Raw genomic sequence first — 12,784 nt, forward strand, 5'->3', positions numbered from 1 at the left:
ACCAAATTCAAAAGTATTTTTATTCTATATTTTCATTTACATAAAAAACCCCACTCTAAAAGTAGGGCTTTTTTCAAACAATTTCAAATACTTTTAAACTAAGCTCTTAATTGCTCTTGCTCTTCTTGGCTTTCCAAAAAGTCCTGAGCAAAACGCTGAAGTACACCACCCGCTTCATATACAGACACTTCTTCTTCCGTATCTAGTCGGCAAGTTACAGGCACTTCCACAACTTCATTCTTACCATCCGCTGTGGCACGTTCAATCACTAAAGTTAAAGTCGAACGTGGCGCAATATTACCAATCACGCTGTATAGCTCAGTACCATCCAGTTTCAAGGTATTACGGTTTACACCTGCTTTAAACTCAAGTGGTAACACACCCATACCCACCAAGTTAGTACGGTGAATACGCTCAAAACCTTCCGCGACAATTGCTTCTACACCCGCAAGACGTACACCTTTTGCAGCCCAGTCACGGCTTGAACCCTGACCATAGTCAGCACCTGCAATAATGATCAGCGGTTGCTTACGGTTCATGTAAGTTTCAATCGCTTCCCACATACGCATCACTTCGCCTTCTGGCTCTACACGCGCTTTTGAACCTTGTTTAACAGTACCGTCAGAACGACGGACCATTTCATTAAACAATTTCGGGTTAGCAAATGTTGCACGTTGTGCCGTCAAGTGGTCACCACGGTGGGTAGCGTAAGAGTTAAAGTCTTCTTCAGGCACGCCCATTTTGTGTAGATATTCACCTGCAGCCGAATCCATCAAAATCGCATTTGAAGGCGACAAATGGTCGGTGGTGATGTTGTCACCCAAAATCGCAAGCGGACGCATGTTCGCTAAAGTACGTGGTGCAGCCAACGCCCCTTCCCAATATGGTGGACGGCGGATGTAAGTACTTTGTGGACGCCAGTCATAAAGCGGACTTTCAGCTTCTACGGTTACGCCTAAGTCAAACATTGGAATGTAGACTTTACGGAACTGTTCAGGCTTCACGGCTTCTTTTACTAACGCATCAATTTCAGCATCAGATGGCCAGATGTCTTTCAGGTAAATCGGGTTACCTTCTTTGTCATGGCCTAACGCATCTTTTTCGATGTCAAAACGAATCGTACCTGCAATTGCATACGCCACAACAAGCGGTGGAGATGCCAAGAATGCTTGTTTTGCATATGGATGGATACGGCCATCGAAGTTACGGTTACCCGAAAGTACCGCAGTGGCATACAAGTCACGGTCGATGATTTCTTGCTGGATTTTTGGATCTAGTGCACCTGACATCCCGTTACAGGTTGTGCAGGCATATGCCACGATACCAAAGCCCAGTTTCTCAAGGTCTTTCAGTACACCCGCTTCTTCCAGGTAAAGTGCAGCCGCTTTTGAACCCGGTGCAAATGACGATTTCACCCAAGGTTTACGAACTAAACCAAGTTCATTTGCTTTACGCGCCAACAAACCTGCCGCCACAGTGTTACGCGGGTTAGAAGTGTTAGTACACGAAGTAATTGCAGCAATAATGATTGCGCCATCTGGCATTAAGCCGTCAGAACGGTTTTCGACAACACCCGCAATGCCTTTTTCTTTTAGGTCGGCAGTTGAAACACGTGCATGTGGGTTTGATGGGCCAGCAATGTTACGGGTTACTGTCGATAGATCAAAACGTAGTACACGTGGGTACTCTGCTTTGGTCATATCAGACGCCCAAAGGCCGATTTCTTTTGCGTACTGTTCAACCAATGCCACTTGAGCATCTTCACGACCAGTTAAGCGTAAGTAGTCGATGGTGTTTTGGTCGATGTAGAACATCGCAGCCGTAGCACCATACTCAGGTGTCATGTTCGAGATGGTTGCACGGTCGCCCACAGACATGCTGTCAGCACCTTCACCAAAGAACTCAAGATAAGCACCAACCACACGTTCTTTACGCAAGAATTCAGTTAGAGCCAACACGATATCTGTTGCAGTAATACCTGCCTGACGCTGACCTACAAACTCAACACCAATAATGTCTGGCAGACGCATCCAAGATGCACGGCCTAACATCACGTTTTCAGCTTCTAAGCCACCAACGCCCACAGAAATTACGCCCAAAGCATCTGTATGTGGTGTGTGTGAGTCTGTACCTACGCAAGTGTCTGGAAATGCCACGCCATCACGCGCCTGAATCACCGGAGACATTTTCTCTAGGTTAATCTGGTGCATGATGCCGTTCCCCGCAGGGATCACATCGACATTTTTAAATGCTGTTTTGGTCCACTCAATAAAGTGGAAACGGTCTTCATTACGACGGTCTTCTACTGCACGGTTTTTCTCAAACGCGTCAGGATCAAAACCACCATATTCCACTGCTAAAGAGTGGTCGACAATCAACTGAGTCGGCACAACTGGGTTGACTTTAGATGGGTCACCACCTTTGTCTGCAATCGCATCACGTAAGCCTGCAAGGTCAACCAATGCAGTTTGACCCAAGATGTCATGACACACCACGCGCGCAGGATACCAAGGGAAGTCTAAGTCCTGACGGCGTTCAATTAACTGCGTTAAATAAGCAGTTAAGTTCTCGGCATCTGCGCGACGAACCAACTGTTCTGCCAACACTTTAGAGGTATATGGCAATGTCGCATAAGCACCAGGCTGAATATCTTCAACGGCTTGGCGTACATCATAGTAAGCTAATGATGTGCCTGGCAATGTCTTACGATATTGGCTATTCATTAAACACGCTCTGCTAATGGTTTAAATTCGAGGTTTTCAGGACCTGTGTAGTTCGCGCTTGGACGGATAATTTTGCCGTCTTGACGCTGTTCAATCACGTGCGCTGACCAACCTGCGGTACGCGCAATCACGAATAATGGTGTGAACATTGCTGTTGGAACACCCATCAAGTGGTAGCTCACCGCACTGAACCAGTCGAGGTTCGGGAACATGTTTTTCACTTCTTTCATCACGGCTTCTAAACGTTCCGCAATCAAATACATTTTTTTGTTTTCTTGTGCATCCGCCAATTCAAGCGCCACTTGCTTAATCACTTCGTTACGCGGGTCAGCAATGGTGTAGACAGGGTGACCAAAACCAATCACCACTTCTTTGTTTTCTACACGCTTGCGGATGTCCGCTTCTGCTTCATCGGCATTGTCATAACGTTGTTGAATTACGAAGGCAACTTCGTTCGCACCACCGTGTTTAGGACCACGTAATGCACCAATTGCCCCTGCGATGGTTGAGTACATGTCTGAACCTGTACCTGCAATCACACGAGAAGTGAAAGTAGAGGCATTGAACTCATGCTCTGCATACAAAATTAATGACGTATGCATTGCTTGAATCCATTGTTCACATGGTTTTTCACCGTGTAACAAATGCAGGAAGTGCGCACCAATTGAGTCATCATCAGTTTCAATTTCAATGCGTTTGCCGTTGTGACTAAAGTGATACCAGTAAAGCAACATTGAACCGAAAGACGCCATTAACTTGTCTGCGATGTCGCGTGCACCTGCATAGTTATGGTCTTCGTGTTCTGGAGTTAAGCAACCTAGAACTGAAACACCAGTACGCATCACATCCATTGGGTGCGCATATGGTGGGAGCTGTTCTAAAGCCGCTTTAAGTGATGCAGGTAAACCACGAAGACCTTTCAATTTGTTTTTGTAAGCTTTGAGTTCCGCTTTATTCGGTAATTTGCCATGAACCAAAAGGTAAGCGACTTCTTCAAATTCGCTTTGACCCGCAAGGTCAAGAATGTCATAGCCACGGTAGTGCAAGTCGTTACCGCTACGCCCTACGGTACACAGTGCTGTATTACCCGCCACTTGTCCGCTGAGTGCGACTGATTTTTTAGGTTTGAATCCGCTTGTTGTTGCATTCATGAGATCTTCCTTCTTCCATTGGGTGGATCAATTCGTTTTTATGCTTTGCGTCAGTTTTATTTCCTACACTGACGCAAAGATTTTATGGTTAAACTGTTATTTATTTTTGACAAAAGAGGCATCAAGGTATTGTTCAAACGCATGGTAATTAATGCGGTCATACAATTCTTGACGGGTTTGCATGGTATCGACCACGTTCTTTTGTGTACCTTCTTTACGTAAAGTAGTGTAGACATTTTCCGCTGCTTTGTTCATCGCACGGAAAGCTGAAAGAGGATAAAGCGCAATGCTGACATCCGCAGAAGCCAATTCCTCTGTGGTAAATAATGGCGTAGAACCAAATTCAGTAATGTTTGCCAAAATTGGAACATTCGTTGCAGCAGCAAATTGTTTATACATCGCCAATTCAGTAATCGCTTCTGGGAACAACATGTCCGCACCTGCTTCAATATAAGCACCTGCACGGTCAATTGCAGCTTGCAAACCTTCTACAGCCAAAGCATCGGTACGCGCCATAATCACGAACTTGTCATCACCACGCGCATCAACAGCTGCTTTAATACGGTCAACCATTTCTTCTTGAGTCACAATGGCTTTGTTTGGACGGTGACCACAACGTTTCGCACCGACTTGGTCTTCAATATGCATAGCCGCTGCACCAAACTTGATGAGTGCTTTGGTGGTACGGGCAATGTTAAATGCTGAAGCACCAAAACCTGTGTCGGCATCGACCAATAAAGGCAAGTCACATACATCGGTAATACGGCGTACATCTGTCAGTACATCATCGAGGTTGCTAATACCTAAGTCAGGCAACCCCAAAGAACCTGCTGCTACACCACCGCCAGATAAATAAATGGCTTTGTAACCTGCACGCTTTGCCAATAAGGCGTGATTGGCATTGATGGTTCCGACCACTTGTAGTGGATGTTCACTTGCAACCGCATCACGGAATTTCTGCCCTGCTGATAACGTTGACATACGTCCTCCCTCTCTCTTCATCATTAAATTAGGTTTTGTTCAATGTTCTGATAAGACGCAGCAATGTGGCGTCGCATCAGTAATTCCGCGAGTTCTGCATCACCTTCGGCAATAGCATCTAAAATACGAATATGTTCCGACAAGGCTCGATGCGGACGATTTGGCGTTTTGGAATACTGAATTCGATACATCCGAATCAAGTGATACAACTCATCACATAACATCTTTTCCAAAGTTTTATTGCCACAGTTCTTGATGATGCAATAATGAAAATCGTCCTGACCTTCTTGTAAGTAATAGCCTTTCCCTTCTTTAAAATTTGGGTCTTGCGCATGTAAATGCAGCACTTCACGCAAATTTAAAATCTGTTGTTTGTCGATGCTTTGTGCAGCCAAACGGCAAGCCAAACCTTCCAAGTTTTCACGAATTTGATACAGCTCAAACAATTGTTGATGCGATAAAGACACTACACGCGCGCCGACATGAGCAGTGCGTTCTACCAATTTTTGCCCTTCTAAGCGGTGGATGGCTTCACGTAAAGGTCCACGACTAATGCCATATACACGCGCCAGCTCTGGTTCAGAAATTTTACTGCCCGCTGCAATTTCACCGCTCACAATCGCAGTTTGAATTTTTCTGAAAATCTGGTCGGTTAAAGTCGCTGTAGCGACTTGTTTTGTCTGTGGAGACAGCTCGTCAATTTGCATATTGTCAACAATCAGATCAATTATTAGCTAAAATAAGCACAAATAAATTAAAATGCAACAAGATTGTCAACAACTTTGGTATTAGAGTTGAAAATGTGATGGACGAAGACTTGACAATGTTTGAGTAAAATCATATCGGGTATCCGTTCTGAAGATGTTTCAATACAACAGCTCTATAATTTATTTTAATTCAATACTTTAAATCTTATTTCAATCCTGATTCTGTGATAGAAAAGCATTTTTTATATCCATGTCGTGACCTACGCTTTCAACACTTGGTTTGAGTCCAATCACGAAGTTGTCCTGAATGACCCTTGAGTTTTATTGTCGACACTTCAGTTTTTATTTTGTTCTATCTGTTATGCCGTAAATAGAAAAAAGCCTCAAGGAAATGCTTGAGGCTTTTGTTACCATTTATATGCTGCTGGACTTATTTTGCCTTTTGCAAACGTAAGGCATTTAAAACCACAGACAATGAACTGAGCGACATCGCTACTGCGGCTAACATCGGAGTGAGTAATAACCCAGTGAGTGGATAGAAAATCCCCGCTGCGACAGGCACACCCAACCCGTTATAGACAAAAGAAAAGGCAAGGTTCTGTTTCATATTACGTACACCAAGTTTCGCCATATGCAAGGCGTCGGCTGCTCCACGAATATCACCTTTCACCAAGGTCACTTGTGCCGTCTGTTTTGCAATATCGGTTCCATTCCCCATCGCAATCCCGACATTGGCTTGGGCAAGCGCTGGTGCATCATTAATCCCATCACCCGCCATAGCAACAATTTTGCCCTGCGCCTGATATTTCTTCACAATCTCCAATTTTTCGATTGGGGTACAATTGCCATACACATGCTGAATGCCTAACTCTTTTGCCACCAGTTGCGCATTTTGCTCATGATCACCTGTCGCCATCACCACTTCAATGCCATCATCAATCAATTGCTGAATCACTTGATGCGCATTGGCTTTAATCGCATCATGGATAGAAATATAAGCCAGCACCTCTTGGCTATTGCTCAAGAAACTTATGACATTGCCTACTGCACGTTGCTGATCTAACTGGCTTTGTAGTGTAGTGTGTAACGTGATGCCGAGTTGTTCTAGCAACTTTTGACTGCCGATATACAGGGTTTGCTCGCCAATCTGACCTTTAACGCCAAAGCCCGTAACATCTTCAAAGTCTGCCACTTTCAACAACTGCTGTGCAGGAACCACCTGAGTCAAAGTTTGAGCAATCGGGTGACTTGAATATTGCTCAATCGAGGCAATCCACTGTTCAACTTGAGTTTGTTCCACATTTGGGCTTAGTAGCCGAATTTCTTTCAAACTCGGCTTACCTTCAGTCAAGGTTCCAGTTTTATCGACAATCAGCGTATTAACCTTACTTAAGGCTTCAATCGCTTCCGCATCTTTAAACAGAACACCTTTCTGTGCTGCACGACCTGTAGTGGCCATCACGGACATTGGCGTTGCTAAACCAAGCGCACATGGACAGGCAATAATCAGTACCGCTACAGCACACATCAATGCCAAGTCAAATTGCGCCCCACCAGACACCATCCATGCAACGAAGGTCAAAGCACTAATGAACAACACCACCATCACAAAATATTTGGCAAACACATCGGCCAAGCGTTGTAGTGGTGCTTTAGAACGTTGCGCTTCTGCCACCGTCTGAATCATTTTTGATAACGTTGTATTCGCCCCGACCGCCGTGGTTTGTATACGAATACTGCCCTGCTGATTCACTGTGCCGCCAATGACTGTGTCATGCACTTGCTTTTTCACTGGCACAGGTTCACCCGTCATCATGGCTTCATCGACATAGGTTTTGCCTTCTACCACCACGCCATCCAGTGGAATCTGATCACCTGAGGAAATCTGTAAAATATCGCCTTGTTTGACCATGCCAATATCTACTTCAATCACTTGATCATTTTGAACCAACTTAGCGGTGTTGACTTGGAGTTTGAGCAAGGCTTTCAATGAATCGGCTGTTTTGGCACGGGCTTTTAGCTCCATGATTTGACCAAGCAAACTCAGAGATACAATCATACACGCCGCTTCATAATACACCGCGACACCATGTCCTGTTTTGGCTGCCATCGGAATCAGGCTTGGAAAGATGGTCGCCACGACACTATAAATATAGGCGGCTAATACCCCAACCCCAATCAGACTCCACATATTCAAGTTACGGGTTTTATACGAGGTCCAACAGCGCTCAATAAACGGTTTACCCGCCCACAACACCACAGGGGTCGCGAGGACTAGCTCAATCCACGGCTGAATATGCGGTGAAATGAAACTATGGAGATGTGAACCCATCGCCAAAACAAACACGATTAACGTCAGTGGTAAAGTCATCCAAAAGCGATGACTAAAATCAACCAATTCAGGATTTGGTGCATCATCTAAAGTCGGTTGCATCGGCTCTAGTGCCATACCACAAATTGGGCACGTGCCTGGCCCTTTTTGCACAATTTCAGGGTCCATCGGACAGGTATAATCCATATCAGCAGCACCTTCAGGCACAGGACGCTGATCAGGTGGAATTAGATAAAACTCAGGATCTCCCTTAAATTTGTCTAAGCAAGATGGATTACAGAAATAATAAGTCTGTTGCTGATAATCCGTTTTTAACTCAGTATTTGGGTCAACAGACATACCGCAGACGGGGTCAATAAAAGCTGATGCTCCTGACTGGACATGCTGCTCATGTGCGTGTTTCCCGCCACCACAGCAACCTGTTTTAGCTGGTTCTGGTTTAGGCTTTGCTGCACAACAACTTGATTTTGATTCAGCTTGTGCTGTTTCTGGAGTTTTAGATTCTGTACCACAACATGTTGAGGCTTTCTTCTCTTCTGGTTTAGAAGTTCCACAACATCCTGATACTTTCGCGGACTTTTCTTCAACTGTCGTAACATAGCTTTCAGGCGCAGCGATAAATTTTTGCTGACATTTTTCACTGCAAAAATAATAGTTTTTGCCCTGCCATTCGCTATGTGGTTTACTCAAATCCGTGACCGTCATGCCACACACAGGGTCTGTAAAGCTTTCTGCTTGAGGTACTTTACCTTGCTGGTGGTTGCTCGCACAGCCACACCCTTTTGATGCAGTGACCATACTTTCTGCTTCAGGTTGGACTGAACTATCCGCTTGCTCAGTTTTCGCTTTGCTACAACAAGAACTTTGCGCTTTTTTTGAGGTTAGATAAGCTTCAGGATCGGCTGTAAATTTCTTTAAACAGCCTGAGCAACAAAACAAATAACGAACTGATTGATGCTCATACACATGTGGAGAATCCTCTGCTACCGTCATACCGCAAACAGGATCGATATTTATCACTGTAGACACTGATTTCTGTTTTAAACAGCAAGACGTTTTGTGTTGCTCACTCATTCTGGCTCACCTTTTATTTTTTGATTGTGTTAGCATAAAGTCTGTACCTAGGTACTGAGTCAAGCCTTTTGGAGATTATTTTATGCTCACTATCGGCAAACTGGCAAAACAGTGTCACGTTAATGTTGAAACGATTCGTTATTATCAACGGATTGGTCTTATGCGCATTCCTGAAACCACACAAAACTATCGTTATTACAGCCAACAAGACATTGAAACCTTAAGCTTTATTCAAAAAGGTAAAGATGCTGGCTTGCAGCTCAGTGAAATTCAAGATCTATTACATTTACAACTGAATGACCGAGAAAAAGTCCGTGATGTGATTCAACAACGACTGGAAAAAATTGATCAACGGATTCAAGAATTAAATGCACTGAAACAGCGTCTTTCAACTTGGGTAGATGAATGTAAAACCACGACAGACAGTTGCTGCCCAATTTTGCAAGAACTGAAAAAAGGTTCAACGACTGAACCATAAACAGTTACCGTCTTTTGGACTTGCCGATCATTTTAACACTCACCTTTTTGATACTCAGGACTGCGTTCACCATGTCGATTGAACTTGCCCAACTCAGAAAACAGCTTCGCAAACAACGCAGACAAGTTTCCGCTTATCAACAACAGCAGTCCGAGCAGCAAATTTTACGGCGCCTAAGATCTGTGCCCGAATTTAAACTGGCCAAGCATGTCGGCATTTATCTACATGCCTTTGGGGAAATTCAGACTCATAAAATCATTGAATATTGTTTTCATCAAAAAAAGTCGGTGTATTTACCAATGATTTGCAATATGAATCAGCGCTTGCTATGGGTCAAAGTTTCACGTAATCAATTTCAAAATAAGCGTTTTTCTCATCATCCGCTCGGTATGCAAGAGCCCATGGCAACACGTGGACAGCACGTTTCACATTTGGACCTGCTGTTGATGCCTTTATTGGCGTGTGATCTTTATGGCACACGAATTGGTATGGGGGGCGGGTTTTATGACAAAACCTTAGCTTCAGCACCCTACCACCGTCCTTTTCGCCTCGGGTTGGCCCATCACTTCCAATTGGTGCCACAGCGTCTTATTCGAGAAAAATGGGACCAACCTTTAGACGGACTACTTACGCCTCAACAACATTTACGCTTCAAGCGCTAAAATTGACATTTTTGACTGTTGAGAATACTTAAAAATCACATGTTTAGTCATTTTTTATACAATTTATTTTGACCTGCCCTTGTATTTTTTAAAATACCCATCACTATAAAAAACATGGCAACACCGTTGTCACTCATTAGGAGTGCCCATGTCTGAAATTATTATGAATCAAGAAACCTTAGAGCCTCAGGTTCCAAGTGTATTACCACTTTTAGCGTTACGTGATGTGGTGGTGTATCCACACATGCAAATCGCGCTATTTGTAGGTCGTGAAAAATCGATCAATGCAGTTGATGTGGCTCGTAACAGTGACAATCTAGTATTTGTAGTTGCTCAGAAAGATTCTCTTTCAGAAGAAATTGATCACGACAACTTATATCAATACGGTACTGTCGCGAAGATTGTACAAGTTGTGAATCATGAAAATGATGAAAACTGTATAAAAGTATTAATCGAAGGCTTGCATCGTTCAAAGCTAGAAAAAATCATTGATGAAAATGATTATCTAACTGCGGAACATGCGCTTAGCCCTATGTCAGTTCACATTGACGAAACAACCCAAGCAACACGTGTTCAAGAATTACGTGCTCTATTTGCTCAATATGCTGAAGCAAAATTACGTAATGCGCGTGAACTCGTTGCTGCAGCAAACAAAATTGATGATTTACTGCAATTGCTATTCTTCGTAGCGACTCGTGTTCCACTGAATATTGATGTGAAACAAAAATTCCTTGAGCACGATGAGTTTGAGGCACATCTACAAGAACTGATGACCTATTTGTTGCAACAGTCTGAAGAGCAACAGATTGAGCAAACTTTACATGACTCAGTGAAGCGTCAAATGGAGAAAAACCAACGCGAATACTTCCTCAATGAAAAGATGAAGGTTATTCAGCGTGAGCTTTCTGACATGAATGGCGGTGCAGAAGACGACGTAGCTGAAATTGAGAAACGTCTTGCTGAAGCAGATTTACCTGAGCACGTACGTAAAAAAGCAGAAGCTGAATTCCGTAAGCTTAAAGCGATGCAACCTGCGTCAAGTGAAGCGGCTGTGGTACGTAACTATTTAGAGGTGATCTTAGATACACCTTGGAATAAAGCCAGCAAAGTCAGCATTAACTTAAGCAAAGCGCAAGAAATTCTCGATGCAGATCATTACGGCTTAGATGACGTGAAAGATCGTATTGTGGAATATTTAGCGGTTCAATCTCGCGTGAAAAAACTCAAAGGCCCAATCCTTTGTTTAGTTGGCCCTCCGGGTGTAGGTAAAACCTCACTGGGCGAATCTGTTGCGAAAGCGACTGGTCGTGAGTTTGTCCGTATGGCGCTGGGCGGTGTACGTGACGAAGCGGAAATCCGCGGTCACCGTCGTACCTATATCGGTGCGATGCCGGGTAAAATTGTACAATCGTTAACGAAAGTTGGTGTGAAGAACCCTTTGTTTTTGCTCGATGAAATCGACAAGATGGCGCAAGACTACCGTGGCGACCCTGCTTCTGCATTGCTTGAAGTACTTGATCCATCACAGAACAACAAGTTTAACGATCACTATTTAGATCTTGATCTTGACCTGTCTGAAGTAATGTTCATCTGTACTGCTAACAGCATGAATATTCCTGAAGCATTGTTGGATCGTATGGAAGTGATTCGCCTACCGGGTTATACCGAAGACGAAAAAGTCAATATTGCTGAGCGTTACCTTGTTCCGAAAGCCATTAAGAACAACGGTTTACGTGCTAAAGAATTGACTGTTCATGAAGAAGCGATTCGTGACATCGTGCAGCGTTATACACGTGAAGCAGGTGTGCGTAGCTTAGAGCGTGAAGTCTCTAAAATTGCACGTAAAGTGGTAAAAGAAGCCGTCAGCAAAAAGGCGAAAAACCTACAAGTTGATGTCACTTCGGCTAATCTTCCAGACTACCTAGGTCCACACAAATTTGACTTTGGTATGGCAGAAGATGAAGCGCAAGTGGGTCGTGTCAACGGTTTAGCGTGGACGTCTGTCGGTGGTGAGTTATTGACCATTGAAGTTGCAGCGGTCAAAGGTAAAGGGAAATTTATCACCACGGGTTCACTCGGTGATGTGATGAAAGAATCGATTACCGCAGCCATGACCGTGGTACGTACACGTGCAGATGAGTTGGGCATCGAGTCAACTCGCTTTGAAGAGACCGATGTTCACGTCCACTTACCAGAAGGTGCAACACCAAAAGATGGTCCATCTGCTGGTTTAGCACTGACTACAGCATTGGTTTCTGCCTTTACAGGTATCCCAATTCGCCCTGACATTGCCATGACAGGTGAAACGAGTCTTGGTGGTCGTGCAATGCGTATTGGTGGTTTGAAAGAAAAATTGCTTGCTGCACACCGTGGTGGCATTAAATTAGTCTTCATTCCTCAAGATAACGTCCGTGATCTTGCAGAGATTCCTGAAAATGTGAAAGAAGGGCTTGAGATTAAAGCAGTGAAATCGATTGATGAGATTTTACCTCTTGCCTTGACATCAAAGCCTGAACCTTTGGTCAAAGCACCAATTGTAAAACCAGTCGATGATGGTAAAAAAGCCGCACGTCACTAATTTTAGCAAGAAAAAAAAGAGAGCTACGGCTCTCTTTTTTTATTACAAATTACTGTAAATAACACCACACATCTTCGTGCTTTTATCCCCTAAAATAA

The 12,784-nt window shown here is 43.9% G+C and carries 8 protein-coding genes; 3 read left to right on the plus strand and 5 right to left on the minus strand.

Going from position 1 to position 12,784, the window contains the following annotated elements:
* Positions 1 to 98 precede the first annotated feature (98 nt).
* The 5 genes from acnD to F4W09_RS04985 all read right to left on the minus strand — a co-directional run bounded on the left by acnD (position 99) and on the right by F4W09_RS04985 (position 8,968).
* On the minus strand, positions 99 to 2,723 hold the full coding sequence (gene acnD / locus F4W09_RS04965; protein ID WP_151504201.1) for a Fe/S-dependent 2-methylisocitrate dehydratase AcnD: 2,625 nt from the start codon (positions 2,721 to 2,723) through the stop codon (positions 99 to 101).
* Complete coding sequence (gene prpC, locus F4W09_RS04970; protein ID WP_044740185.1) at positions 2,723 to 3,874, minus strand: bifunctional 2-methylcitrate synthase/citrate synthase; 1,152 nt, start codon at positions 3,872 to 3,874, stop codon at positions 2,723 to 2,725. The genes acnD and prpC overlap by 1 nt, the downstream gene beginning before the upstream one ends.
* 96 nt (positions 3,875 to 3,970) lie before the next feature.
* Positions 3,971 to 4,855 (minus strand): methylisocitrate lyase, encoded by an 885-nt coding sequence (prpB, locus tag F4W09_RS04975; RefSeq protein WP_044740186.1) that lies wholly within the window; start codon positions 4,853 to 4,855, stop codon positions 3,971 to 3,973.
* A gap of 23 nt (positions 4,856 to 4,878) precedes the next feature.
* Positions 4,879 to 5,562, minus strand: a complete 684-nt coding sequence (locus tag F4W09_RS04980) for a GntR family transcriptional regulator (RefSeq protein ID WP_104440997.1) — start codon at positions 5,560 to 5,562, stop codon at positions 4,879 to 4,881.
* Positions 5,563 to 5,992: 430 nt separating this feature from the next.
* Positions 5,993 to 8,968: a heavy metal translocating P-type ATPase gene (locus tag F4W09_RS04985; protein WP_151504202.1), complete on the minus strand. Its 2,976-nt coding sequence runs from the start codon at positions 8,966 to 8,968 to the stop codon at positions 5,993 to 5,995.
* A gap of 82 nt (positions 8,969 to 9,050) precedes the next feature.
* Here F4W09_RS04985 and F4W09_RS04990 point away from each other — a divergent pair, with 82 nt between their 5' ends.
* From F4W09_RS04990 to lon, 3 genes are all read left to right on the plus strand, one after another.
* On the plus strand, positions 9,051 to 9,446 hold the full coding sequence (locus tag F4W09_RS04990) for a MerR family transcriptional regulator (RefSeq protein WP_044740189.1): 396 nt from the start codon (positions 9,051 to 9,053) through the stop codon (positions 9,444 to 9,446).
* Between the two features lie 71 nt (positions 9,447 to 9,517).
* Complete coding sequence (locus F4W09_RS04995) at positions 9,518 to 10,108, plus strand: 5-formyltetrahydrofolate cyclo-ligase (protein WP_151504203.1); 591 nt, start codon at positions 9,518 to 9,520, stop codon at positions 10,106 to 10,108.
* 148 nt (positions 10,109 to 10,256) lie between these two features.
* Positions 10,257 to 12,686, plus strand: coding sequence for an endopeptidase La (lon, locus tag F4W09_RS05000; protein WP_151504204.1), 2,430 nt, complete (start codon positions 10,257 to 10,259; stop codon positions 12,684 to 12,686).
* The last annotated feature ends 98 nt before the right edge of the window (positions 12,687 to 12,784 follow it).

This window comes from Acinetobacter tandoii (assembly GCF_008867985.1).
In the GTDB taxonomy this organism is placed as follows: Bacteria; Pseudomonadota; Gammaproteobacteria; order Pseudomonadales; family Moraxellaceae; genus Acinetobacter; species Acinetobacter tandoii.

What these genes read in the sequence shown, in the direction of transcription:
- acnD (WP_151504201.1), bottom strand. Translation starts at nt 2,723, where the DNA reads ATGAATAGCCAATATCGTAAGACATTGCCAGGCACATCATTAGCTTAC.
- prpC (WP_044740185.1), bottom strand. Translation starts at nt 3,874, where the DNA reads ATGAATGCAACAACAAGCGGATTCAAACCTAAAAAATCAGTCGCACTC.
- prpB (WP_044740186.1), bottom strand. Translation starts at nt 4,855, where the DNA reads ATGTCAACGTTATCAGCAGGGCAGAAATTCCGTGATGCGGTTGCAAGT.
- F4W09_RS04980 (WP_104440997.1), bottom strand. Translation starts at nt 5,562, where the DNA reads ATGCAAATTGACGAGCTGTCTCCACAGACAAAACAAGTCGCTACAGCG.
- F4W09_RS04985 (WP_151504202.1), bottom strand. Translation starts at nt 8,968, where the DNA reads ATGAGTGAGCAACACAAAACGTCTTGCTGTTTAAAACAGAAATCAGTG.
- F4W09_RS04990 (WP_044740189.1), top strand. Translation starts at nt 9,051, where the DNA reads ATGCTCACTATCGGCAAACTGGCAAAACAGTGTCACGTTAATGTTGAA.
- F4W09_RS04995 (WP_151504203.1), top strand. Translation starts at nt 9,518, where the DNA reads ATGTCGATTGAACTTGCCCAACTCAGAAAACAGCTTCGCAAACAACGC.
- lon (WP_151504204.1), top strand. Translation starts at nt 10,257, where the DNA reads ATGTCTGAAATTATTATGAATCAAGAAACCTTAGAGCCTCAGGTTCCA.